Genomic DNA, 26,467 nt, shown 5'->3' on the forward strand with positions numbered 1-26,467 from the left:
TAAGTAGGGTTTATGATTTACGACAACTTAAAGTGAAGTGTTCTTTATTATGATCCTAAATATTTTTGAATATACAGACGGAAATCCGGATACTCCGGATTTCCATTTCATTTTAACTCTACTCTATTTTAATTTTAAACAGAAATAACATACTAAACTAAAAAATGAGCACTAAAATCAGATTAGGAATTCTCGGAGGTGGTGGCGATTCGTTGATCGGGGTATTGCACCGTGTTGCTTCCTCCATGTACGATAGTTATCAATTAGTGGGCGGCGTATTTAACCCTGATTTTGAACAGAATATCGGCTTTGCCGAGAAAATTGGTATCCCTACCAACCGGGTGTATAAAGACTTTGACACGCTGATCGAAGAAGAACTTAAACTCCCCGAAACCGAAAGGATGCAGGTAGTTTCCATCCTGACACCCAACTTCCTTCATTTCCCAATGGCCAAAAAGCTGCTGGAGAACGGGTTTAATGTCATTTGCGAAAAACCGATGACCACTACCTATGAGGAAGCTAAAATATTGAAAGAGATCCTCGACAAGTCCAATACCATATTTGCAGTAACCTATACCTATACCGGGTATCCGATGGTCCGCCAGATGAAGGAAATGATCGCGTCGGGGGTTATCGGTACTATACAAAAGATCGATGTTCAATATTACCAGGGATGGATCAACCCTATCATTCACGATGCGGAAAAACGTGCTGCAACCTGGCGACTGGACCCGGAAAAATCAGGAATCAGTTGTTGTATAGGAGACATTGGCACACACGCTTTTGACATGATAGAATATGTTACCGGAATGGAAGTAAAAGAGATACTGGCAGACCTCAATTACGTATACGGTGACAATAAAATGGATGTAGACGGCACCGTACTTCTCCGTTTCTCCGAATTCGTCAAAGGACTAATACGCACCAGCCAGATTGCAACCGGCGAGGAGAATAACTTCATAGTAAATATCTACGGAAACAAAGGGGGATTAAAATGGGAACAGGAAAACCCGAATTACCTGTATCACCTGACCGAAGACGGGCCGTTAAAAGTATTAAAGCCCGGACATGCTTATAACAGTGTACTGTCTTTAGACGGCAGCAAATTGCCCCCGGGGCATCCGGAAGGTATTTTCGACTCCATGGGTAATATATATAAAGGGGTTGCAAGAGCTATCCGGAACGAAAAACACCACCCCGGAGAATTTCCCACTATGATTGATGGCGTTCGCGGAATGAATTTCATTGAGAAAGTAGTTGAGTCTCATAAGAAAGGGAATGTCTGGGTAAACGTATAAGTTTTGCATCCCGGGAACGCGAATGTTTTTGAAAAATTTTCTTTTTACGGAAGAGAAAGTGTATGAAAAACGTTTTTTAAAGTACCTCTCAGGTTAAATGCAGTTAAACTTGTTTAATTTTCAACATATATTTTGTACTTTTTTGGCATCCTTTTTCAGGAAAGACTTTCGATGATCCGTGAATTAGCGGCTAAAAAATAAACAGAAAAAAATGAGAAGACTAAGAATGGGTATGATCGGTGGCGGAATCGGTTCTTTTATGGGCGGTGTCCATAGAAAAGCATCTGCCATGGATGGTATGATAGAATTGGTATGCGGCGCCTTTAACAGCACTGCTGAAAAATCCAAAGAAACCGGGAGATCGCTTTACCTCCCCGAAAACAGGTGTTACGGCAGTTTTCAGGAAATGATCTTAAAGGAAAAAGAACTTCCCGAAGGGGAACGAATGGACTTCGTATCTATTGTCACCCCCAACCACCTCCATTTTGAGCCTGCAAAAATGGCCCTGGAGAATGGGTTTCACGTGGTATGTGACAAACCCATGACCCTCACGGTAGAAGAAGCAAAAACCCTGGAGAAACTGGTACGGGAAACCGGACTTCTATTTGCCCTGACCCACAACTACACTGGCAATGCCATGGTAAAACAGGCCAGGAAAATGGTAGAAAACGGCGATCTCGGAGAAATCCGGAAAATCCATATTCAGTATTTACAGGGATGGATGGCAGCCGAACTGGATGAGCAGGCCGCTATAAAACCCTGGAGGGCCGACCCGACAAAATCAGGCGTGGGAGGTTCCCTGGCAGATATTGGCACCCATGCCGAAAACCTGGTTTCTTATATCACGGGAACAGACATTACCGAAATAGCAGCCGACCTCGGAAGGATCGGCGAAGGCAGGGTTCTGGATAACGACGGAAACATCCTGTTCCGTATGAAAAACGGCGCAAAAGGCACCATGTCTATCTCACAGATAGCGGTAGGCGAAGAAAACGACCTGGCTATACGTGTATACGGCAGTAAAGGTAGTATTCAATGGAACCAGGAAGATTCTACCCGGCTCTATGTCAAATGGGTGGACAAACCGGAACAGACGTTTACCCCGGACGGAAATTCTATTTACGATGAGGTAAGAGCCGTGTCCCGGATACCCAAAGGACATCCCGAAGGATACCTGGAAGCCTTTGCCACCATTTACAGGAGTTTTGGCAAACACCTTTTGAGTGTACTGGAAAATAAACCTTTTGAAAATCCGGACTACCCTACGGTAAGTGACGGTGTAAAAGGAGTCCGGTTCATACATGCCGCAGTAGAAAGCGATAAGAACAATACTGCCTGGGTAGAGATGTAACTATGAAAATTCCCGGGAAAACACACAAATTCTATAAAAAGTTAAATTAATCATAATGAAAACAATTAAAGGCCCTGCCGTATTTCTGGCACAGTTTGTAGACAACAAAGCGCCTTTCAATTCGCTGGACGGTCTGTGTGAGTGGGCCGCCGGACTGGGTTATAAAGGCATTCAGATACCCACTCCCGAAACTTTCCTGATAGACCTGGACAAGGCGGGAAGTGCAGACGAATCGGAAGGACAGGAGTATTGCGATGAACTCAAAGAAAAAGTAGGTTCCTACGGACTGGAAATAACCGAACTCTCCACACACCTTCAGGGACAACTTGTAGCGGTGCATCCGGCTTACGATATTATGTTCGATAATTTTGCCCCGGACAAGTATAAAAACAATCCGAAAGCCAGGACAGAATGGGCCGTAGACCAGGTTAAAAAGGCCGCGGTAGCCAGTCGTAGATTAGGGCTTAAAGCACATGCCACCTTTTCCGGATCTCTCCTGTGGCACACTGCACACCCCTGGCCGCAACGTCCGCCCGGACTTGTGGAAATGGGTTTTGAAGAACTCGCAAAACGCTGGAAACCCATCCTCGATATTTACGATGAAAATGATGTGGACGTATGCTACGAAATCCACCCCGGGGAAGACCTGCACGACGGAGATACTTTTGAAAGATTTTTAAAAGCCACCGGCAATCACAAAAGGGTAAACATATTGTACGATCCCAGTCACTTTGTACTGCAGCAACTTGACTATATCTCCTATATCGACCATTATCACGAATTCATAAAAGCCTTCCACGTCAAGGATTCCGAATTTAATCCTACAGGGAAAAAAGGAGCTTTCGGAGGCTTCAATGACTGGCGGGACCGGGCTGGAAGATATCGTTCCCTGGGAGACGGGCAGGTGGATTTTAAGACCATTTTCACCAAACTCACACAATACGGATGTGACGTATGGGCCGTTATGGAATGGGAATGCTGTATAAAATCACCGGAACAGGGAGCCCGCGAAGGAGCCCCGTTCATTCAAAATCATATTATCGAAGCTACGGAAAAAGCATTTGACGATTTTGCCGGTGCAGATACGGATGATGAAAAACTAAAGAAAATACTGGGATTGTCTTAAGCAATACCCAATCCGGATTAATTAGCAAAAAAATACATTAATATGAAGAAGATAAGTTATTGTGCCCTGGCACTGGTTTTCCTGGCAGGTTGTAAAGAGACAAACAAAAAAGACACACAGGAATCCGTTTCAAAAGAAGAAACAGCCAGTGTGGAAAAGCAGGAAAAAAAGAAAGAAGGAGAATGGGAACCCCTTTTTGACGGTAAGACCTTTGCCGGATGGCATGGTTATAATTCCGATGAAATCTCTCCCGAATGGAGCATCGAAGACGGCACCCTGGTACTCAAGCCGGATAATAACAGTAAAGCCGGTGGAAAAAACCTGGTAACCGATAAAGACTATACCAACTTTAAACTTTCCCTCGAATGGAAAATTTCCGAAGGAGGAAACAGTGGTGTCTTCTGGGGTGTAAAGGAAATACCCGAATTACATGAACCATACCAAACAGGCCCGGAAGTACAGGTATTGGATAATGAAAGGCATCCTGATGCCAAAGCCGGAAAAACACATCAGGCAGGTGCCCTTTATGATATGGTCCCCCCCTCCGAAAATGTAGCCAAAGTTGCAGGTGAATGGAACACCATGGTCCTGAAGATAGACCACAACGCCAATGAGGGTAAAATATGGCTCAACGGTGTGGAAATCGTTAAGTTCCCCGTACATGGTGAAGAATGGGAGAACATGATTAAAAATTCCAAGTTTAACGGCTGGGAAGGTTTCGGTGCTTATGAAACCGGGAAAATCGGACTACAACATCATGGCAATGGAGTTTCTTTCCGGAATATAAAGATCAAGGAATTATAATGCCGGAAAAAAGAACAAAGATGAAAAAGACACATATATTCATTACCATCTGCCTCTTCGGAAGTATATACACCCGTGCACAGCAAAAGCAGGGGGAAAAAGAACCCACAAAACCGGAGGAAACGGAATTTTATGAACCCGTTCCGCCCGTAGTAACTCCTGCTACCGAAAGCAGTGCCCCGAGTGACGCAATCGTATTGTTTGACGGTAAGAACCTGGATGAGTGGATCAGCACAAAAACTTCATCCGGAGCACAATGGACGTTAAATGCGGACGGAAGCATGTCCGTAAAACCGGGAACAGGAGATATACAAACCAAAAAGAGCTTTGGTGACGTTCAACTGCACCTGGAGTGGAAATCTCCCGGGAAAATAAAAGGGGACGGACAAAACCGCGGAAACAGCGGGGTATTCCTGCAGGATCGTTATGAGATACAGGTGCTGGACAATAATGACAATGACACCTATGTAAACGGCCAGGTAGGAGCTATTTACAAACAATCTGTACCCCTTGCCAAAGCCTCTGTAAAAACAGGCGAATGGAATACGTACGATATCATATACCATGCCCCGGAATTTAACGATGCCGGAGAAAAAACCAAACCGGGAACCATTACCCTGTTACACAACGGTATCCTGGTCCAGGATCATGTAGAGATCAAAGGAACCACGGAATACATCGGATGGCCCAAAAACGAACTACATGGCAAAGGCCCTATAAAGTTACAGGACCACGGTAGCGAAGTAAGCTTCAGAAACATATGGATACGGGAATTATAATTCCGCCTTCCATTGCTATAAATCATAACGGTGTCCTGCCATCATACGGGGCGCCGTTGTTTTATATAGAACCCTGAATAATAAATCTGCTCAGGCATCATTTTCGGAAAAGTTCCGTGTTCAGCTACTTTCCCCCTATAAAGTACCCGTAAATCAACCTATATGCCATAGCTTTTTCTAAACTTTTCTATTTTACTTACCTTTGTGCAACTTTTCTTTAAAAAAACCGGATGATAAAATCTATGACAGGTTTCGGGAAGTCTGTAATACAGCTTTCCAACAAAAAAATAACGATAGAGCTGAAATCGCTCAACAGCAAGAGCCTGGATGTAAATGCCAGGGTTCCTTCTCAGTACCGGGAAAAAGAACTACAGATGCGGAGTACTATTGCCAATACCCTGGTAAGGGGCAAGGTAGACTTTAGCCTGTACGTGGAGGTCACCGGAGAAGAAACCTCATCGCAGGTCAACGAAGCCGTGGTAAACCAGTATATAAAACAATTGAAAAATATTGTTAACGGAGAAGAGATAGAGCTTCTGAAAATGGCAGTAAGGATGCCCGATGCCCTTAAAACCGAACGCAGCGATATCGACGAAAAAGAATACGAAGCCATAAACCGAGCACTGGAAGAAGCACTGGTAGAGATCAATACTTTCCGCAGTGAAGAGGGAATAGCCCTGGAAAAAGATTTTCTGCTACGCATAAACAATATCTCTTCCCTGCTGGACCAGGTAAAACAACTGGACCCGGAACGTATGGTCCAGGTTCGGGAACGTCTGGAGAAAGCGGTTGCGGATATCCGCGAAAATGTAGATCAAAACCGTTTTGAGCAGGAACTCATTTACTACCTGGAGAAATTCGATATAACCGAAGAGAAGGTGCGCCTGTCTAACCACCTGGAATACTTTCTCAGTACCATAAAATCTGACGATTCCAACGGTAGAAAACTCGGGTTTATCTCCCAGGAAATCGGAAGGGAAATAAACACCATAGGGTCCAAAGCCAATTATGCGCCCATGCAGAAACTGGTCGTGCAAATGAAAGACGAACTGGAAAAAATCAAAGAACAACTACTTAACGTATTGTAAATTTTTTCAGGAAGCATTCCCAAACCAGATTATTCAGCATGGCAAACAACAACTCTCAAAAAGGTAAACTCATTGTCTTTTCCGCCCCTTCCGGAAGTGGAAAAACTACTATAGTACGTCATCTTTTAGGCATTGAAAAGTTCAATCTGGATTTTTCCATATCGGCCACCTCCCGGGCTCCAAGAGGCAATGAGGCGGACGGAAAAGATTATTACTTTCTCAGTCTCCAGGAGTTTAAAAATCATATAAAACAGGGTGACTTTCTGGAATGGGAAGAGGTTTACCGGGATAATTTTTACGGTACCCTAAAGAGTGAAGTAGAACGTATATGGGCCAAAGGCAAACATGTTATTTTTGATATCGATGTAGCCGGCGGCTTACGTATAAAAAAGAAATTCCCGGAGCAGACCCTCGCTGTTTTTGTTAAACCCCCGAGTGTGGACGAACTGAAAATACGACTGAAAAAGCGCAAAACCGAGCCGGAAGACAAGATCAACATGCGTATAGCAAAAGCTTCGGTAGAGTTGGCCACCGCTCCCCAGTTTGACAAGATCATCAAGAATTACGACCTGGAAACTGCCCTGAAAGAAGCGGAACAGTTGGTAGACCAATTTATAAACCGGGACGATAAATAATACGAATCACTGCTTTGGAACTACACAAAAAAACCGGCCTTTATTTCGGGACATTCAATCCCATCCACATCGGACACATCATCATAGCCAATCATTTTGCCGAACACAGTGATCTGGACGAAATATGGCTCGTGGTTACCCCACACAATCCGTTCAAGAAAAAAAATTCCCTTCTCCCGGATCACCATCGTCTGGAAATGGTGTATAAGGCAACGGAAGAACTGGAAAAGCTGAAGCCATCGGATATAGAGTTCAAATTACCACAACCCAGCTATACCGTTAATACGCTGGCACATTTGCAGGAGAAGTATCCCGGACGGGAATTTTGTCTCATCATGGGCGAAGACAACCTGAAAGGCCTGCACAAATGGAAAAACCACGAAATTATACTACAAAATCATTCCGTATATGTATACCCAAGGGTAACCGCTGCACCCGAGCCTTCTCCTCTCCGCGATCATCCCCGTATCCATAAAATAGATGCCCCTGCCATAGAAATATCGTCCACGGCCATACGCAGGGATATAAAAGAGGGGAAAAATGTCACCCCCCTTCTCCATCCGGCAGTTTGGAAATATATCGATGAAATGAATTTTTACAGGTAAACTCAACAGGGCCAACGCAGTTTAAAATTCAAACACCTTTATGGTGTTTTTTTAGTTTTGGAGTTGATGAGTTCGGAGTTTTTTAGTTTTAAAATTCTTCTTTATTATCAAGTCAATTATCCCGGAGACACTCCGATATGGTTATCGGGATTAGTTCCTATAAATTTTGGACACAAATACATAGATATGTCAATAGTTATTTGAATAGTACTCGTGCATTAGTGGTAAAACAGGCTTTCGGTCTGTTGCAGCCCCATGGTTTTCCCATGTCCCTCATAAACTCCGAACTCACCAACTCCAAGACTCTTTTTTTCATCGAATTCAGACTTTCTATATATGATGTGTTCGCCCCGGTAAATACAAAGAGAGACTCTTTTTATCAATCCAGTTTTTCCGAAAGTTTCTTAAACACTTTTTTAGGCTCTTTCCCTTCGTACAGCACATTATAAACGGCATCCATAATAGGGGTCTTGATCTTTTTATCGTGCTTTTCGTTTATGATATGTGCACTTTTGGCTGCATAATACCCTTCGGCAACCATACTCATCTCCATCATCGCCGATTTTACCGTGTATCCCTTGCCTATCATATTGCCAAACATCCGGTTTCGTGAAAAAACGGAATACCCGGTAACCAGAAGGTCTCCCAGGTAAGCGGAATTGTTGATATTCCGTTTCATCTTATGCACCCGTTTTATAAAACGCCGCATTTCCCGTATGGCATTACTCATCAAAACACTCTGAAAATTATCTCCGTATCCCAGACCATGTGCTATTCCGGCAGCTATAGCATAGATATTTTTCAATACTGCTGCGTATTCCGTACCTATAATGTCATCGGATATTTTGGTTTTTATATAATCGCTCGCCAGGTTTTTGGCCAGCATTTTGGCTTTTTCCGGATCGGCACAGGCAATGGTCAGGTAAGACAATCGCTCCAGGGCAACTTCTTCCGCGTGACAAGGCCCTGTAATAACCCCGATATTTTCAAAAGGTATATCATATTCATCATGAAAATGTTCGCCTACGATAAGTCCTGTTTCGGGCACAATACCCTTTATGGCCGAAAAAATGATTTTGTCCTTTAAAGAGACCGTGAGCTTTTCCAGTTCCGAATGCAGGAAGGCAGAAGGTACGGCAAAGATAAGCACGTCCGCATAAGCGACTGCCTCATTAATATCATTGGTTAGCCGAAGCTGTTCCGGGTGGAATTCCACGGCGCTCAGGTAATTGGGGTTATGACCTTCGTGCAGAATATGTTCCTTTACAAAGGTATTGCGCATATACCAACCTATTTCCTCCAGGTTTTCCGATAGCATCTTAACAATGGCCGTGGCCCAGCTCCCTCCACCGATCACGGTAATTTTCATAGCACTCATTACAGTTTATTTCATTAATACAACAACTTATCTATTCCTTATAAAACCGGTTTTACCCCATACATTCCATCCCAATATCCGGATTTTACCGCGGAATTTCATAAATCAAAAGTAACCAAAAAACAATAGACGCCCTTTCCTCAATATTATTTAATATAATACCTTCATTATATTTCACAATAAACAAGCTCATAGATACTACTAAAAGTATCTATGAGCTTGTTGCTTGCCTTCCAAAAATTATCACTAGCTCTAATCCTTGATGAGCTTTTCAGTATACTTTTTTCCGTCTTTTGTTTGAATAATCATAAAGTATATACCCTTTGGTAATCTTTCTAAATTAACACTTGCAACTTTTCCAACTGTATCAACCTTTTCTTTATAAACCACATTACCAGTTATATCTAATAACTGCAATTGAGAATTTGATAAATCAAAATCAGTCTCAACGGACACGGCAGATGTAACAGGGTTAGGAAATAAACGATACCTATCTTTTAAATTGTTTTCGTCTTCCATACTTACGCTTCTTCTCCTCCTTCTAGGAGGGGATGTCGAAGTACCTCCATCTGAAGAATCAGAAACAAATGAAACAATCACTTCGTTACTAATGGCTACGGCTCCTTGGTCAGTAAGAATAAGCAGTCTTCGATATACGCTGCCCCCTCTTATATTCCTGCTAGGAGGGGTAAATTTAAATTTTGTTTCTCCCTCAATATCTTCCCAATAATAACTACCTCTTCCAAAACGTTGTTGCCATTGAACAACAACCCCACCGTTAAAATCTCCAAAATGCCCCGTTAATATAGCTGGACTTTCTCCTACTTTTCGTTCTTGTGAGCAACAAATTTTATTTAGTATATCTAGATAAGGCATAATTCTTATCTCATTACTTGCCTTTACAAGTCCAAGTGACCTACCTAATCTTCTGAAATACGTTATTTTATAAATTGGCCCTGGTTGGTAAAATTTAGAAGTGGCTCCTTGAATATTTGTCCATTCATCATTTACTAATTTTTGCCATTGAAAAGTGAAATTCCCTTCAATTATAGGCTGATTTCTTCCTCCGTGGTGATAGGGGTCGCGACCTGAGCCAATCTTTTCTGGAGCCGTTCCTTTTTTAACCTCCTGATTTACAGAAATACGATTGCCGGTAATTTTTGGAGTGTCAAGAATTTTTATTTTATATTTTTTGTTTATAGACGTATATCTTTTTTGTTTCCCATGAACAATTATATCTGCATCTATTAGTGCTCCATCAAAAACCTGATGATGATTTATATTTTCCCACCCAGGATGATTGTCGAGCCAGAATTTCTTATTGACAGTAACAGTCTCCCCTTGTTTTAAACAATCAGGAACATCTATCTGTGCTTGATGTACCACTCGTTTTTCTCCGGGGTTCTGTCTATACAATTTTATTATTGTTTTATTGCAATTACTCCCCTTTACTACCTTAAATTCAAAAGTGATGTTAACTGAAGATGAACTTTGAGGAGGAACATTAATTATGTTATTGGCAACAGGCACCCAATTCTCATACTTCATCTCCTTTATTTTAAAATCTTCAATGGTAACATCTTCTGACGTATTTCCTCCACCGCCAACGGGATCATCCCCTACTTTAATTGATTGATTATGACTCCTATACTTCACCCCTCCAGTTGTTTCAAACTGAGCATACAATATTCCTCCCGTCTTATTAAAATCAGAAGCACTAAGTGTAATATCCTTCGAAGTAGTATCTTTGTGCCTCCACTCCATGAGTCACCAAAAATATATTGTCCACTACCTATCATTTGTGAGTAACTACTTGAAGTTTTTTTAGTATAGAGATAAAGATTTCCTTCTACCACCTGATTAAGAGGCTTTTGTATATCTATAGAAAACTGAATTCTAGCGGTTTTAGCTCCCTCAATCTTTATGGAGTCACTTTTACTAATAGATGTTCCCGTGGAAGAATAGGTCATATTTTTAAGTTCCACTGTTATCTGTCCACAAACATTATTAGTAACTAATAATAGATAGCCTAATAGGCCTAAAATGTAATTTTTCATCATATTACTATATATTTATTTTCTCACAAAAAAAGAAAAAACATTTATACTACATGTTAAAATTGTCCTAAATATTACATGTATTTCTTACAACAAAATCTGAAATATTTGTAAACATAGGAGTTACAAATTTCAAAATTGCCATAGAAGTAAATAAAACCCACTGTGTTTTCTGATAATTTACTCAAAGTATTGCTTCGATAAAGCCAAGGGGGGGGTGTTGCTTCCCGTTCTATACAAGACAATTATTTAGAAGAAATCTCTCTGAACCCACTTTTAACTTCCCGTGAATTTCGGTAAATAGATCACGATATAGACGGGCAATGGGAGTTTGAAGTTTACCAGTCGGCAAGCAACGAGATAGAATTGTACAATCGTTATTCCAGGACTTCGTATTTCCTCATAGGTTATCAACGAAGTAATTTTGATTACGACAAGGTATTCTACGAAAACATCCACTATTTCCTCCAGGAATACGAAGCCTGGGAGAAAACATATACCGCCGGGCAGGGGGAGCCGAATATTTTTGACGAAGAGAACTTCCTGCAGTTCCTGCCCGATTCCGGGGGAAGGTTCTGGTCTTCAAAAGACCGCCCCGGCACCAATATTGATCGCGTTTTCTGGGATTATAACGGGAGATACGAGATATTTAACATCTCGGGGCAACCGGACCTCAAAGTTTTAACATTAGATTATGAATTGCCGGACAATGAACGTTTTGAACTCAGCGTTATAGATGACAGAACCATTGAATTGTACCATATTCGCACGGGTAGTATATACCAGTTCACCGGAAGAAGATTTATCCAGTACCTGAGACCGGAAAGCAATTCCGGGCAAAAAACCGAAAGTACCGGAAGAAAACGAAAAAAGATCATCGACAAGACAATACAGATAGAAAGACAAAGCGAAAGCAGAAAAATAAAGGTTAGTTGATTTTTGGTTGGTTATTTAGTTTGGAAACCGCCCTTTGCAGTACTTGTGCAAGGGCGGTTTCTTTTTGAAAACAAGTGTAAAAGTTAAGGAGTTTTTTAGTTGGGAGTTCTGAGTTGTCTCTTTTTCATCATCCCGTTTTACACCCAAAATCCGTTTTTCCGTATTGTGATGAGGATTCCCGCTATCAGCTAAAAACGTTACCAAATAACCCACTAACCAACTCCAAAACTAACAACTCACAAACTATTATGAGTCAATCCTTCTTTTTTAACAACCAAGCCTGTTCCGTTTGCCGAAAAAAGAATAATTTCATCCCGTAAAACAAATTTCCATTGCGCCGGTTTATACGATTCATAAAAAAGCATCCTGTTAAGACGGCGATCTTTATCGCTCTTCTTATCGCTTACTTTTTTTGCCTTCCCGATCCCCTGTTCCAGGACCCTTCTTCTACGGTAATAGAGGGTAAAAACGGCGAACTGCTGGGAGCGAGAATTGCTGCGGACGGACAATGGCGTTTTCCGGAAAGCGATAGTATTCCGGAAAAATTCGAACAGTGCATCCTGCATTTCGAAGACGAATATTTTTATTATCACCCGGGTTTTAGCCCCGTATCTATTGCCAAAGCTATGGTGCACAACCTGAAAGCAGGAAGAGTGATCCGTGGCGGAAGCACTATTACCCAGCAGGTCATTCGCCTTTCCCGTGACGGAAAACGGCGCACTTACTTCGAAAAAATGGTGGAAATCATACTGGCTACCCGCCTGGAGCTGCGATATTCCAAGAAAAAAATACTCCGCCTTTATGCCTCCCATGCCCCTTTCGGAAGTAATGTAGTAGGGCTGGATGTAGCGGCCTGGCGCTATTTTGGTGTACAGCCACACCAATTGTCCTGGGCAGAAAGTGCTACCCTGGCTGTTCTTCCGAATGCTCCCGGACTCATATATCCGGGAAAAAACCAGGAAACCCTCCGCAAAAAACGGAACCGCCTGTTACATAAACTTCACACAGAAAAGATAATCGATACTACTACGTACGAACTGGCCCTAACGGAACCGCTCCCTCAAAAACCGTTTCCCCTGCCACAAACTGCGCCGCATCTACTGCAATATGCCTCGAGGAAACATGCAGGAAAAAGAATACGCACTACCATTAACCACGACCTGCAACACCGGGTAAACAATATTGTAAAACGGCATTACGAGATCCTAAAACAAAACGAAGTATACAACGCCGCCGTATTGGTCATGGATGTCCGTACCCGGGAAGTGCTGGCTTATACGGGCAATTCACCTACCGATAAAAAACACCAGAAAGACGTGGATATCATCCACGCCCCCAGGAGTACAGGCAGTATAATGAAGCCTTTCCTTTATGCTGCCATGCTGGATGCCGGTGAACTATTGCCCAATACCCTGATTCCGGATGTTCCCACACAGATCTCCGGCTATTCCCCGGAAAATTTCGACCCGAAATACGATGGGGCCGTAGCAGCAGATAACGCACTGGCAAGATCCCTCAATATTCCCTTTGTGCGTATGTTACAGGAATACGGACTGGAACGTTTCAGGGATAAAATCACAAAATTTCACTTGCGGGATATAAACAAACCTGCTGATTACTACGGACTTACCCTGATACTTGGCGGTGCGGAAAGCAACCTCTGGGACCTTTGCAAAACCTATGCGTCCCTGGCATCTACCGTAAATCACTTTCGGGAAACTTCCAGCGAATATTACACCCATGAATTTACGGAACCCGTATGGATGGCCGGTGAAAAAGCCGATTTCGGGGATATTTCCCGGGAAAAAACCGTAATGGATGCCGGAAGTATCTACCTTACCTTTCAGGCTATGCAGGAGTTGAACCGACCGGAGGGAAACGAAGCCTGGCAATATTTCGATTCTTCCAAAAGGATTGCATGGAAAACAGGGACGAGTTTCGGAAACAGGGATGCCTGGGCCATAGGTGTTACCAAAGACCATGTAGTGGGAGTGTGGGCCGGAAATGCCGACGGGGAAGGAAGGCCGGGCCTGACCGGTGTTACCGCAGCAGCCCCCATGTTGTTTTCCGTATTCGACGCTTTACCTGATTCCTCTCCCTTTGCCGTACCTTTTGATGAGCTGACCGAAGCCGTGGTGTGCCGTAACAGCGGTTATCTGGCCACTCCTCTATGCCCGGAAAAAACCATATATATTCCCATAGCGGGCCAACGTACCAGGCCATGTCCGTTCCACCATCTCGTTCATCTGGACCAAAACCGGCAATACCGGGTAAATACTTCCTGTGAAACTGTAACCAATATTGTAACGGAGCCCTGGTTTACCCTTCCTCCTATCCTGGAATACTACTATAAAGTGAACCATACCAGCTATAAAGGTCTACCTCCTTTTCGTGCGGATTGTTTTTCCGAAGGCCCGGCTGTCATGGACTTCATTTACCCGGAAGAGGGACGTGCCGTCATATTGCCCAAAAACTTCGAAGGCACAACCAACCAATTGATTGTAAAAATAGCCCACTCCAAACCCGGAACCACAGTATTCTGGTACCTGGACGAACACTTTCTCGGACAAACCAGGACCTTTCACGAAATGGCCGTTCTCCCGGAAGAAGGGAAGCACCTTATAACAGTTATCGACGAATTGGGGAATGAGATCAAACGCAGGATCGAAGTCAAAAGATAGTTTTTCCACTTCCGGTTATAAATAACTAATATACAGGCTGTAATTTTACAATTCCCCCAATACTGCAATATTATTTTTGTTAAATTCTTACACTTTTTTCCCGGTTTTCCTTTTAATTTTATAAAACACTAACTAACAAATATTTTCAATCATGCCCACCATACACAACCGCAGGGAATGGCTTAAAAAAGGAATGCTTTCCATTGGAGCCGTAGCTCTTGCTCCCCACACCATGTGGAGCGAAAACGTAATTCGTTCCGGGAAAGAACACCACAAGTTCCTTTACAATTCCCGTTCTTTTAATGAGTATACACCTCCAAAACTTCCGGACCTTGACAAACTGAAGGCCAGGCTTATGTGGAATGAAAATCCTTATGGCCCATCTCCAAAGGCCGTGGAAGCCTTTCAAAAGAATGTCGCAAAAGGCAACCATTACTCCTGGAACACCTTAAATGCACTCGTCGGGAAAATCTCCGAAAAAGAAGGGGTTAAGCCAGAAAACATCATGATGGGTCCCGGATCATCCGATTTGCTGGAAAAAGTAGCATTGGTATATTTTAGAGACGGTGGCAATATCGTAACCGGGGATCCCTGTTACATGTCGCTTGTCCATGTGGCGGAATCCATGGGAGCCAGATGGAAAGCCATAAGACTTACCAAAGACAACCAGCACAACCTGGATGCCATGGAAGCGGCCATAGACGAAAACACTAAAATGGTGTACATCACCAACCCAAACAACCCTACGGCTACTATTACAGACGCAAAGAAACTTTATGATTTCTGTAGCCGCGTTTCGGAAAAAGTCCCGGTATTTATTGACGAAGCCTACCTGGAATTGTCAGCAAACGGCATGAAAGACAGTATGGCCCCCTTAGTAGCCCAAGGCAAAAACGTCTTTGTATCGCGGACCTTTTCCAAAATCCACGGCATGGCCGGGCTTCGTATAGGATATATGCTGGGAAACGAAGGCTCCCTGGAGGATATAAACAAAATCACGCGGGGAGGTATGGGCATTACCGGTCCATCCATAGCTGCAGCTTCCGCCAGCATGGACGATACGGACTTCCTCTCCGAATGCGGTGAAAAACTAGCAAACGCCAGAAAATTCACCTGTCAACTTCTGGACAGTAAAAAGATCGCCTACCTTCCTTCCCAGACCAATTTCATCATCTTCCCCATTGCTGTGGAAGGAGATGTATTCCTGGAAAAGATATATGAGGAAATGGTAGGGGTACGCGTTTTCAAATTCTGGGAAAGAGACTGGTGCCGGGTAAGCATGGGAACCCCTGAAGAAATGGATGTATTTGCACAGACCCTGGACAAAATTATCAGTTAAGGAGAAATAAGATGGAATTTGCATTACAAAAAACCATGGCATTCGCTCTTTTTATATTAACGGGCATCCTTTTAAAACAAAAATTCCAATCCCCCGGAGAGATAAACGGATTAAAGAAAATAATCCTGAATCTCGCACTTCCCGCCATGATTTTTGTAGCCCTGATTCAGGTTAAAATAGATACCGCTCTCCTGCTATCACCCGTATTTGCCATTGCTTTTAACTTTGCCCTTTTTTATGTTACTCCGTTTTTGTTGCGCTTCATCGGTATCCGCAACCGTTCGAGGATCGGCAGAACCGCCAGGATACTATTGCCCTCCCTTGCGCCGGGCTTATCCTGCTTTCCTTTTATCTCGGAATTTCTCGGTGACATTTTTCTCGCAAAAGCAGCCATGGCCGATCTGGGAAACAAGATATTTGTTCTTGTTATCCTTTATATCATTGCCATGCAATGGTATTATCAGAACAATCCGGGTGAGGTAAAAACAAGAGCTTCCCGCATCCGGGAGTTATTACTCGTACTGGTTAAAGAACCTGTAAACATGGTTATTGCCTTTGCCCTGTTATTCATAGGGATTGGTATATCCCTGGATCAATTCCCGTTCTTCCTCCGGGATGTCATAACCCGGCTGAGCGTAATTATGACACCACTTGTTCTCCTTTTTATTGGCCTGGCCGTAAAGGTAAAAAAGGAACAATTCCGTATAATTTTATCCCTCCTCCTGATGCGGGCAGGTATTGCACTGCTTCTCGTGGGAATTGGGACTGCACTGCTGAATATAGTCCTGAAAGAGAATATACTATTTGCGGTAGCATTTACACTGAGCGCATGTAGCTTCTGGCCTTTTGTTCATATTTCCGGAGTTGGCAGCATCGAACTTCGGAACGCGGGCGGGGAAAAAACTTTCGACAGTGATTTTGCTCTTGCCATACTAGCGTTTTCGTTACCTCTGTCCACGGTCCTTGTATTGGGACTGTTATCTGCCGGGGCCTATTTTTCCTCTCCTTTACACCTTATAACATTAGCCATACTTCTCTTTGGTGCCGGAATACTCCCCACACTTATAAAAAAACTAAAGTACTTCGGAAAACTTCCGTCTCCTCTTCTGCAAAAATTTGTTCCTGAAGAACAAAAAAGTTAACAAAAACTATATATCAGACACATTCACCCCTATAAAAGCTTTTCCCGCCAAACTATATGGGGGTTCGTTTTTTATTTAACAACAAATTAACTTCCCTTTGGTTCGGTATAAAACGAACCTTGTTTATATTTGCCCGGAATTTCAACATTGGAATACATATGCAGTGCGATAAATTAGAGAACGAAAAATGTAATCTGGTAGAGGAACTGGGAGTATATTTTGAAAAGAACGAAGCCTTCTCCCCGCTTTCCGCCAGAATTTTTTCCATTATGGTCCTGACAGGCGCGGGCGGAGTTACTTTCGAGGAACTTCTGGAAAAACTGGAGGCGAGTAAGAGTTCTGTCTCCACAAATTTGCAGTTGTTGCAATCCCAGGGAAAAATAACCTATTTCACCAAAACAGGTGACAGGAAACGATATTTCAAAATAGCCCCCGATCAGATGCTGGTGCGTCTCGACGAAAAAATAGAACAGTGGAAAAAGGAGAAGCAACTATTGCAGAAAGTTCATTGTTACAAAACGAAATACATGCAAAACAGTGGCGAGGATGCCGATAAAGTCGGATTAATGTTTAACGAGCATTACATCAAGTTCACGGAAGAAATGCTGAATAACCTGACACGATTAAGAGAAGATATTTCAAACACCATAAACCAATAATAATAAGTAAACTGACATGAGAGCAAAAACTATTTTAAAATACATGGTGGCGATTGCCGGAATTGTTCCATTACTCACAAGTTGTAACGGGGGGCAACCTCAGGGACAGCAGGCAATGGCGATGCCATTTCCCACAATAAAGGTTGAAAAAAAGGATGTAATGGCCTTTAAACGGTTCCCTGCCAGTATAGAAGGTGTGGTGAGCAGTAATGTACGTGCTAAAGTTTCCGGTTATATACTGGACGTACTCGTAGACGAAGGAGAAAACGTTAAAAAAGGACAAATACTATTCCGTCTCGAAACCCTGTCTCTCAGCCAGGATGCAGAAGCTGCCAAAGCACAGGTAGACGTGGCACAGGTAGAAGTAGATAAGCTTGTTCCCCTCGTGGAAAAAGGTATTATAAGCAAAATACAGTTGCAAACCGCAAAAGCCAGCCTGGCACAGGCCAAAAGCAATTACAACAGTATTACCGCCAATATAGCTTATGCAACCATTAAAAGTCCGGTAGATGGCGTTGTAGGTTCCATTCCCTTCCGTAAAGGGGCTTTGGTCAGTGGTACCGATGCTACGCCATTGACCAATGTTTCCAGCATAGACAATATTTATGCCTTCTTCTCCATGAATGAAAAAGATTTTATTTCTTTTACAAGAAGTGTGGAAGGCAAAACACTGGATGACAAAGCCAGGAATATGCCCAAAGTTAAACTGTTGCTCGCGGATGGTTCCGAATATAACGAAGAAGGGACCATAGAAACCATTACGGGGCAAATAGATCCGCAAACCGGCACCGTGAGTTTCAGGGCTATTTTCTCTAACCCCACCGGGCTGCTGAGAAACGGAAGCAGCGGAACCATACTTGTACCGGAACAATACAACGATGTATTGGTTGTACCCGCTCTATCTACTTTTGAACAACAAGGCAAAAAATTCGTCTATATCGTGGCGGACAATGATTCTATCTACTCCAGGTCTATAGAAACTGTGGCGGAAGTAGACAACTTGCTGATTATTCGCGACGGTATAAAAGAAAATGAGCAAATACTGGGCAAAGGTGTCGGGAAGGTTCGCCCGGGAATGAAGATAACTCCGCAACCTACAAGTATAGACAGCATCGTAAATTCATTTAACACCGTATTCAAATAGGAAGAAACCATGCTTAAAAAGTTTATAGAAAGACCGGTATTATCTACGGTAATATCGATCATCATCCTCATATTGGGAGTTCTGGGGCTCTACACACTGCCCGTTACGGAATATCCCGACATTGCACCTCCCACAGTACAAGTAACGGCCAGTTATCCGGGAGCTAATGCAGAAACCATTCTGGAAAGTGTTATCATCCCTATAGAAGAACAGGTGAACGGGGTGGAAGGAATGACCTACATGACCTCTACCGCGAGTAACGACGGTAGTGCTACCATCCAGGTATATTTTGAACAGGGCGTTGACCCCGATATTGCCGCGGTAAACGTACAGAACAGGGTGGCAAGGGCCAATTCGGTACTGCCTTCCGAAGTTACCCGATCCGGGGTAATTACACAAAAACGCCTGAACTCGGCATTGATGTACTTGGGGGTTTACTCCGAAAACCCGGACTATGACGACACTTTCGTACAAAACTACCTGAGTATAAATATACGTCCGGAATTACAAAGGATAAAAGGAGTTGGTGACGTATCTGTATTCGGAGCCAAGGATTACTCCATGCGTATCTGGATAGACCCGGCCAAAATGGCTTCTTACGGTCTGACGACAAACGATGTTATAAACGCTATCGGAGAGCAGAGTCTTGAGGCTGCTGCAGGATCGCTCGGCCAGAACTCCGGTGAGTCCTTCGAATATGTTATCAAATATAAAGGACGTTATAAAACAGCGGATGAATACGGGGATATTGTTATAAAGGCTTTGGGCAACGGCAGGTTTTTAAGGGTTAAAGACGTAGCCAAGGTAGAACTGGATGCCTTTTCTTATACCGGGTTGAGCCGTACTATGACATACCCGGCATCTAACGTAGGTATATTTCAGACACCAGGCTCCAATGCCCAGGAAGTTATAGAAGGTATCCACGCAAAGCTGGATGAATTAAAAGCCAATTTCCCCGAAGGAATCGATTATGTGGTATATTACGACACCAATAAGTTTCTTTCCGCATCTATCGAGAAAGTGCAACACACCCTGATAGAGGCATTCTTACTGGTTTTCGTCGTGGTATTCATCTTCCTCCAGGATGTAAAGTCCACACTGATCCCCGCAATTGCGGTTCCTGTGGCCATTGTTGGTACATTCTTCTTCCTGCAACTGTTCGGATATTCCATAAACCTGCTCACGCTTTTCGCCCTTATCCTGGCCATCGGTATTGTGGTGGATGACGCCATTGTCGTCGTCGAGGCCGTCCATTCCAAGCTGGAAGAAGGATATGACAACGCGATGAATGCCACCGTATCGGCCATGAGTGAGATAAGCGGAGCCATTATATCCATTACCCTGGTTATGGCTGCCGTTTTTGTGCCTATTACGTTTATACAGGGGCCTTCGGGAGTATTTTATGAACAATTCGGAGTAACCCTTATCGTTGCTATCCTGATCTCGGCAGTCAATGCATTGACACTCAGCCCGGCTCTGTGTGCCATATTCCTGAAGCCACACAAAGATCATCCGGATGCCAAGAAAAATATATTACAACGTTTCTATAGCGCATTTAACATTGCGTTCAATAAAATGACCGAAAAGTATGCCAGGTCTTTGGGCTTTCTTACCAGGCACAAATGGATCACTGCGGTTATTCTGATCGCCGCGGTACTGGGTATACTTTGGGCAAATAATACCACTCCTACAGGATTTGTTCCTTCGGAAGACCGTGGTTTTGTTATGGTCAACGTAGAATTACCTCCGGGTTCTTCCCTGGACAGGACATATGGCGTAACCGAGGAACTGCACGAGATCATCAGTAGCATAGAAGGTATACGGGCAGCCGGTTTGATCAACGGCAGAAACTTCTTTTCCGGTTCAGGTAGCTCTTATGCTATGGGATTCATTATCCTCGAAGACTGGGATAAACGTACTACCGATGCAACTTCGATCGATGCTATTGTAGGCCAGCTTTTCCAGAAGTCCGCAATGATATCGGATGCGAACATCATCTTCTTTACTCCTCCCAGCGTACCCGGATTCGGTAACTCCGACCTGGAGTTGCAAATCCTCGACCGCGCTGCAGGAGACATAAAAGACCTGGACAATGTAGCCAAACAATTTGTAGGAGCGCTGAACCAGAGTCCGGAAATCGGATTTGCCTCCAACTCTTTCAGTACCAATTATCCGCAATTGGAAATGGAAATAAATGTTCCAAAGGCCAAAGAATCCGGAATTGGTATAAGCGACATACTATCCGCTCTCCAGGGATATATCGGTGGTTATTACGCAACCGACTTCAGCCGGTTCGGAAAACAATACAAGGTATTTGTACAATCCGAACCCGACGACCGGAAAGACCAATCCAGTCTGAACAGTATGTTTGTTCGTAACAGTGATGGAGAAATGGCGCCTATTTCGGAATTTGTAACACTGAAAAGGGTATACGGACCGCAAACGGTAAACCGCTTTAACCTTTTCAACGCTGTAACGGTTAACGGAGCAACGGCTGAAGGATTCAGTACCGGGGATGCGATTGCAGCTATAGACAAACTGGCAGCAGAAACCTTACCAAACAACTATGAAGTGGCATATTCCGGACTTACCCGGGAAGAGATCAATTCGGCCGGACAATCCATTATCATCTTTGCCCTGAGTATCCTCTTTGTATATTTCTTCCTGGCAGCACAATACGAAAGCTACCTTTTGCCGCTTTCCGTATTGTTATCGCTTCCGGTCGGAGTAGCAGGTGCATTCATTGCCACGAAACTGGACGGACTGCAGAATAACATCTACTTCCAGATAGCGCTTATCATGCTTATCGGGTTACTTGCGAAAAATGCCATTCTTATCGTGGAATTTGCCATCCAAAGGCGTAGACATGGTATGTCTATCGTAGAAGCGGCTATTGATGCCGGAAAAGCACGTCTGCGGCCAATCCTTATGACATCTTTTGCTTTTATCGTGGGACTTATGCCCCTGGTACTTGCCAAAGGTGTAGGTGCCGAAGGTAATAACTCCATAGGTACCGGTGCCGCTTTCGGTATGCTTATCGGTACCGTTGTCGGAGTGTTCATTATCCCTACGCTCTTTGTCGTATTCCAGTGGTTACAGGAACGCATAAGCGGAGCTCCGGAATTTGTATCTGCAAAGGAAGAATCAAAAGAAAGCTAACAACACCATACGATAAGATTATGAACTATAAAAGAATATTTAAAATAACTGCGATAGCAGGGTTTGCATTTCTCATGCAATCCTGCTTCGTAGCCAAGACCTACGAGCGCCCCGAGGTGGAAGAGACCGAAGGCCTCTACCGTACGGATGAGCTGCCACAGGACAGCATATCCATGGCAGACGTATCCTGGGAGGAACTCTTTACGGACCCTTACTTACAGGATCACATAAGAAAAGGACTGGAAAACAATCTGGACATCCGTATAGCCATACAGCAGATTGTTACTGCAGAAGCTTATATGAAACAAGGAAAGGCCGGATATCTCCCTACCCTGAGTGTCGGCGTGGATGCAAGCCGCCAGTTTATCTCCAAGAACAGTCAGTTCGGATCTTTCTTCAGCGGACATATCGATCAGTTTCAACTTACCGGAGATCTCTCCTGGGAAGCAGATATATGGGGAAAAATAAGAAGTAACCGAAGAGCTTTTCTGGCTTCTTACCTGCAAACCGTATCGGCCCACCAGGCAGTAAAAACGGAACTCGTAGCTTCCATTGCCTCTGCCTACTACCAGCTACTTGCCCTGGACCAACAACTGAAGATCACCGAAGAGACCATAGAAAACAGGGAGTCCAGCCTGGAAACCACGAAGGCCCTTAAAGATGCCGGAAACGTTACCGAGGTAGGTGTAAAACAAACCGAAGCACAGCTCCATACGGCCGAAGCCCTTCTTGTTGACCTTGAAGCCAGCATAAAACTTATGGAGAATACCATGAGTATTCTGCTTGGGGAAAACCCCGGCCCGATTGAAAGAGGATCACTTGAAGGACAGCGTATAGATACCGAACTCAAAGTGGGCGTGCCGGCACAACTGCTGCAAAACCGTCCTGATGTAGTCGCTGCCGAATATGGTCTCGTCAATGCTTTTGAACTGACCAACGTAGCCCGGAGCAATTTTTATCCTTCCCTTACGCTCACGGCTACGGGAGGTTTCCAAAGTGTAGATTTTGACCAATGGCTCGATTCGGGATCGCTTTTTGCAACTATAGCAGGAGGACTGGTACAACCCATCTTTAACAGGAGACAAATAAAATCCGAATTTGAGGCATCCAAAGCAAGACAGGAATCATCTTTACTGGAATTCAGGAAAACCCTTCTGAATGCCGGAAAAGAAGTTTCCGATGCTCTGTATACCTACCAGGCAGAAACCAAAAAAATAGACATCCGTAAAAAAGAACTGAATGCCTATTCCCTGGCTACGGAATATTCCGAAGAGTTGCTGAACAATGGTATGATCAACTACCTGGAAGTATTGACCGCCAAAGAGCAGATGCTCAATTCGGAGCTGAACTATATTAATTCCAGGTATGAACAACTGAATGCCATCATCTCTCTCTACAAAGCTCTGGGAGGAGGATGGAAATAATACCCGGAGATGATAACCAAAGAAGAATTTTTAAAGTTATCTATCACCAATTTTACCCGGTTTGGCAGCCGGAATTTCACTATGGATCAACTGGCTGCCGAACTCGGTATTTCAAAAAAAACGATATACGAGCATTTCAGTAACAAGCACGAACTGGTCTCCGCCAGTTTTCAATACCTGCTCAATAGCATCAAACGGGAACTGGCCTCTATTGAGCAAAGACAGAAAGACACTCCCCTCCATTGTATCGTTAGTTTCTATAAACTGGGGATGGACAAATTACAATCGTTCAATCCCTCTTTTTTACACGGTCTCAGGAAATACTATCCCGAGGCTTATGACCAATACGAAGTTTTCAAAAAAGACATCGTGTACGGAAAGGTCATCCGCCTTTTAAAGAAGGCGCAGCAACAGAATCAACTGAGAGAGAATATACACCTGGAATTGTTTTGCAAACTATACCTTTTACGTATGGATGAGATCGTTTTCTCGGAAAAACTGCTCGACGATTACGATAAAAACGTTTTGCTGGAACACCTCATCATCAACAACCTTCGCGGGGTATTGACGCCGGAATACGTCCGTAAACAAGGTTTTGTAATATAACTCCGTTGCCGGGCAATACCATGGTCCGGAGGAACAGTATTGTTTTCGTTTTAATAAATGGTTAATTGGAGAAAACCGTTCGCGTTTGCACTGCAAATACGGACGGTTTTTGTTTACCGGAGGGGGAAACCTTTGGCCGCCCACCACGGGTGTGTTTCCACCATTAATCTTCCGGATTTCACCATAGGGTCCAGTTTTGCCAGACTATCCGCCATCTGCAGGGTAGCCGTATTGTAGATAGTGATACCACGAATATCACCGTCATCTCCAAACGGCCCGGAGATCGAAGCATATCCTTCCTCATACATCCGTCCGAGGTGCGCCATATGTAATGTCATCAAACTGTCGGTTTCCTCTTTACTGCCGGACCGGTCGGGACCTTTTTTCAGGAAAACGATGAAGTATTGCTGCATGAGATAGGTAGTATCCTTCCCTTCGTCCCGGTATTCGAAGATACTGTATCCCTGTTCGATCAGAGTTTTCTTTAAAGAATCGGTATCTGCCGGTTTCCCGGTTTTATCTTCACTTATCCTTTCTTTCTCCTGTACGGAACGCTCCGCACATGAAAAAAGCCCTCCGAGCGCCAACAGGAGGATCATCTTTTTTACATTGTCCATGTCGTATACGGTTTTTTGCTTAATTGCGAATTGTAATAGCGGACATCTCCGGTGACTTCCTCTCCCAACCATGCCGGCCTGTAAAAATCCTCGTCTTCCGAGGCCAGTTCAATTTCTGCGATCACCAGTCCGGTGTTATCCCCCAGAAACTCATCCACCTCGATAAGATGCGGACCGGCCTTTATTTCATGTCTTATCTTTTCGATCACTCCCTTTTCGCACAACGGCAAAAGTGCTTCCACCTCAGCTACCGGGATTTCCTTTTCCCATTCAAATCTTGACAACCCGTTTTCACCGGACTTCCCCTTAACGGTAATAAAACCCTTATTCCCTTTTATACGGACTCTCACGGTCCTTTCGGGATGCGTATTTAAAAAACCCTGTACGATACGGATAGCGCGTTGTGCTTCTTCTTTATATTTTTCTGATCCCACTATAAATTTGCGTTCTATTTCTACCATCAACGTTTAATTTAGGAAAGTTTCGGAACTTTGTCAAAGTTAGCTAATAATGGAGGATAACCCTACATACCGCAAAATTATCCATGTCGACATGGATGCCTTCTACGCCTCGGTAGAGCAAATGGACAATTCCGAACTCCGCGGAAAACCCGTTGCGGTTGGTGGAGGGAGTAAGAGGGGCGTTGTCGCCGCGGCCAGCTACGAAGCCAGGAAATTCGGGGTTCGCAGTGCTATGAGCGGCGCTCTTGCACGTAAAATGTGTCCGGAGCTCATTTTTGTAAAGACCAGGTTTGATCGCTACCGGGAAATATCGCGAAAAATCAGGAATATCTTTTATGAATACACCGATCTTGTGGAACCACTATCCCTGGACGAAGCCTACCTGGATGTCACCGAGAACAAAAAAGGCACCCCTTCCGCTACACTTATAGCCACAGAAATAAGAAAGCGCATCTATGAAGAGATAGGACTCACGGCATCTGCCGGAATTTCCATAAACAAATTCATAGCCAAAATCGCATCGGACTATAACAAACCCAACGGGCAGAAGACCGTAAACCCGGAAGAGGTAATTCCTTTTCTGGAAGCTCTGGATATCAAAAAATTCTATGGTGTGGGCAAAGTTACTGCCGAGAAAATGTACAGGCTCGGGATTTTCACCGGGAAAGATCTCAAGCTAAAACCGGCAGAGTTCCTGGAAGAGCAATTTGGTAAATCGGGGATGCACTACTACCACATTGTACGCGGTATCCACAACAGCCCTGTAAAGCCGGATCGCATTCCCAAGTCGGTAGGTGCGGAACGGACTTTTTTCGAAAACCTCTCTTCCGAAATATTCATGCTGGAGCGCCTGGAACACATCGCCGAAGAACTCGAGCAACGTCTTCTTCGCAACCGTATTTCCGGAAAAACGATAACCCTTAAAATAAAATACAGCGATTTCACGCTACAAACCCGAAGTAAAACCCTTGCTTATTTTATTGCAGACAAAAGCCTTATCCTCGAAATGGCCAAAGAATTGCTATACCAGGAAAAACTGCAAAACTCCGTCCGGCTCCTGGGTATATCCCTTTCTAACCTGAACACACAAAAAGAAGAACAGGTAGCGGTACAACTAAAGTTTGATTTCTGAACAAATACACCCAAAAAAGAAAGGCGCAGCCAAAAATGCCGTTATG

22 protein-coding genes are annotated in these 26,467 nt (G+C 43.8%); 18 read left to right on the plus strand and 4 right to left on the minus strand.

What is annotated here, in order from left to right:
- The first annotated feature begins 164 nt into the window (after nucleotides 1-164).
- The 8 genes from ACVBDU_RS13905 (at nucleotide 165) to nadD (ending at nucleotide 7,686) form a co-directional block, all read left to right on the plus strand.
- Nucleotides 165-1,298 (plus strand): Gfo/Idh/MocA family protein, encoded by a 1,134-nt coding sequence (locus tag ACVBDU_RS13905; RefSeq protein ID WP_447180338.1) that lies wholly within the window; start codon nucleotides 165-167, stop codon nucleotides 1,296-1,298.
- 211 nt (nucleotides 1,299-1,509) lie between these two features.
- Entirely contained in the window at nucleotides 1,510-2,649 is a 1,140-nt protein-coding gene (locus ACVBDU_RS13910) for a Gfo/Idh/MocA family protein (RefSeq protein WP_447180339.1), read from the plus strand.
- Nucleotides 2,650-2,704: 55 nt separating this feature from the next.
- Nucleotides 2,705-3,775 (plus strand): sugar phosphate isomerase/epimerase family protein, encoded by a 1,071-nt coding sequence (locus ACVBDU_RS13915; RefSeq protein WP_447180340.1) that lies wholly within the window; start codon nucleotides 2,705-2,707, stop codon nucleotides 3,773-3,775.
- 42 nt (nucleotides 3,776-3,817) lie between these two features.
- Nucleotides 3,818-4,579, plus strand: a complete 762-nt coding sequence (locus ACVBDU_RS13920) for a 3-keto-disaccharide hydrolase (RefSeq protein WP_447180341.1) — start codon at nucleotides 3,818-3,820, stop codon at nucleotides 4,577-4,579.
- Between the two features lie 20 nt (nucleotides 4,580-4,599).
- Nucleotides 4,600-5,358: a 3-keto-disaccharide hydrolase gene (locus ACVBDU_RS13925; RefSeq protein WP_447180342.1), complete on the plus strand. Its 759-nt coding sequence runs from the start codon at nucleotides 4,600-4,602 to the stop codon at nucleotides 5,356-5,358.
- Nucleotides 5,359-5,588: 230 nt separating this feature from the next.
- Nucleotides 5,589-6,446, plus strand: a complete 858-nt coding sequence (locus ACVBDU_RS13930) for a YicC/YloC family endoribonuclease (protein ID WP_447180343.1) — start codon at nucleotides 5,589-5,591, stop codon at nucleotides 6,444-6,446.
- A gap of 38 nt (nucleotides 6,447-6,484) precedes the next feature.
- Nucleotides 6,485-7,081, plus strand: a complete 597-nt coding sequence (gene gmk, locus ACVBDU_RS13935) for a guanylate kinase (RefSeq protein WP_447180344.1) — start codon at nucleotides 6,485-6,487, stop codon at nucleotides 7,079-7,081.
- A 14-nt stretch (nucleotides 7,082-7,095) separates the two neighbouring features.
- Entirely contained in the window at nucleotides 7,096-7,686 is a 591-nt protein-coding gene (nadD, locus tag ACVBDU_RS13940; protein WP_447180345.1) for a nicotinate (nicotinamide) nucleotide adenylyltransferase, read from the plus strand.
- A 379-nt stretch (nucleotides 7,687-8,065) separates the two neighbouring features.
- Here nadD and ACVBDU_RS13945 read toward each other — a convergent pair whose 3' ends face one another.
- Together ACVBDU_RS13945 and ACVBDU_RS13950 are read right to left on the minus strand one after the other, a co-directional pair.
- Entirely contained in the window at nucleotides 8,066-9,064 is a 999-nt protein-coding gene (locus tag ACVBDU_RS13945; protein WP_447180346.1) for an NAD(P)H-dependent glycerol-3-phosphate dehydrogenase, read from the minus strand.
- A 252-nt stretch (nucleotides 9,065-9,316) separates the two neighbouring features.
- Complete coding sequence (locus ACVBDU_RS13950) at nucleotides 9,317-10,828, minus strand: T9SS type A sorting domain-containing protein (RefSeq protein ID WP_447180347.1); 1,512 nt, start codon at nucleotides 10,826-10,828, stop codon at nucleotides 9,317-9,319.
- A 659-nt stretch (nucleotides 10,829-11,487) separates the two neighbouring features.
- On the opposite strand from ACVBDU_RS13950, the gene ACVBDU_RS13955 reads away from it, so the two are divergent.
- The 9 genes from ACVBDU_RS13955 to ACVBDU_RS13995 all read left to right on the plus strand — a co-directional run bounded on the left by ACVBDU_RS13955 (nucleotide 11,488) and on the right by ACVBDU_RS13995 (nucleotide 24,211).
- Nucleotides 11,488-12,057, plus strand: coding sequence for a hypothetical protein (locus ACVBDU_RS13955; protein ID WP_447180348.1), 570 nt, complete (start codon nucleotides 11,488-11,490; stop codon nucleotides 12,055-12,057).
- A 332-nt stretch (nucleotides 12,058-12,389) separates the two neighbouring features.
- Nucleotides 12,390-14,738: a penicillin-binding protein 1C gene (gene pbpC / locus ACVBDU_RS13960; RefSeq protein ID WP_447180349.1), complete on the plus strand. Its 2,349-nt coding sequence runs from the start codon at nucleotides 12,390-12,392 to the stop codon at nucleotides 14,736-14,738.
- 151 nt (nucleotides 14,739-14,889) lie between these two features.
- The gene (locus ACVBDU_RS13965) at nucleotides 14,890-16,077 is read left to right on the plus strand and encodes a pyridoxal phosphate-dependent aminotransferase (protein WP_447180350.1); all 1,188 of its coding nucleotides are present in this window, start codon (nucleotides 14,890-14,892) and stop codon (nucleotides 16,075-16,077) included.
- Nucleotides 16,078-16,112: 35 nt separating this feature from the next.
- Nucleotides 16,113-17,219 (plus strand): AEC family transporter, encoded by a 1,107-nt coding sequence (locus ACVBDU_RS13970; RefSeq protein ID WP_447180351.1) that lies wholly within the window; start codon nucleotides 16,113-16,115, stop codon nucleotides 17,217-17,219.
- Between the two features lie 158 nt (nucleotides 17,220-17,377).
- Nucleotides 17,378-17,878 (plus strand): GbsR/MarR family transcriptional regulator, encoded by a 501-nt coding sequence (locus tag ACVBDU_RS13975; RefSeq protein ID WP_447180352.1) that lies wholly within the window; start codon nucleotides 17,378-17,380, stop codon nucleotides 17,876-17,878.
- A 16-nt stretch (nucleotides 17,879-17,894) separates the two neighbouring features.
- Complete coding sequence (locus tag ACVBDU_RS13980) at nucleotides 17,895-19,022, plus strand: efflux RND transporter periplasmic adaptor subunit (RefSeq protein WP_447180353.1); 1,128 nt, start codon at nucleotides 17,895-17,897, stop codon at nucleotides 19,020-19,022.
- Between the two features lie 9 nt (nucleotides 19,023-19,031).
- On the plus strand, nucleotides 19,032-22,181 hold the full coding sequence (locus ACVBDU_RS13985) for an efflux RND transporter permease subunit (RefSeq protein ID WP_447180354.1): 3,150 nt from the start codon (nucleotides 19,032-19,034) through the stop codon (nucleotides 22,179-22,181).
- 20 nt (nucleotides 22,182-22,201) lie between these two features.
- Nucleotides 22,202-23,605, plus strand: coding sequence for an efflux transporter outer membrane subunit (locus ACVBDU_RS13990; protein ID WP_447180355.1), 1,404 nt, complete (start codon nucleotides 22,202-22,204; stop codon nucleotides 23,603-23,605).
- 9 nt (nucleotides 23,606-23,614) lie between these two features.
- The gene (locus tag ACVBDU_RS13995) at nucleotides 23,615-24,211 is read left to right on the plus strand and encodes a TetR/AcrR family transcriptional regulator (protein ID WP_447180356.1); all 597 of its coding nucleotides are present in this window, start codon (nucleotides 23,615-23,617) and stop codon (nucleotides 24,209-24,211) included.
- Nucleotides 24,212-24,324: 113 nt separating this feature from the next.
- Here the strand turns inward: ACVBDU_RS13995 and ACVBDU_RS14000 are convergent, their stop codons facing one another.
- Together ACVBDU_RS14000 and ACVBDU_RS14005 are read right to left on the minus strand one after the other, a co-directional pair.
- Nucleotides 24,325-24,828, minus strand: a complete 504-nt coding sequence (locus tag ACVBDU_RS14000) for a YciI family protein (RefSeq protein ID WP_447180357.1) — start codon at nucleotides 24,826-24,828, stop codon at nucleotides 24,325-24,327.
- Nucleotides 24,816-25,289, minus strand: coding sequence for a CYTH domain-containing protein (locus tag ACVBDU_RS14005; protein ID WP_447180358.1), 474 nt, complete (start codon nucleotides 25,287-25,289; stop codon nucleotides 24,816-24,818). The genes ACVBDU_RS14000 and ACVBDU_RS14005 overlap by 13 nt, the downstream gene beginning before the upstream one ends.
- Nucleotides 25,290-25,338: 49 nt before the next feature.
- Here ACVBDU_RS14005 and dinB point away from each other — a divergent pair, with 49 nt between their 5' ends.
- A complete protein-coding gene (dinB, locus tag ACVBDU_RS14010; protein ID WP_447180359.1) occupies nucleotides 25,339-26,421 on the plus strand; it encodes a DNA polymerase IV in 1,083 nt (360 codons plus the stop codon).
- Nucleotides 26,422-26,467 lie beyond the last annotated feature (46 nt).

The organism is Sinomicrobium endophyticum (assembly GCF_052983315.1).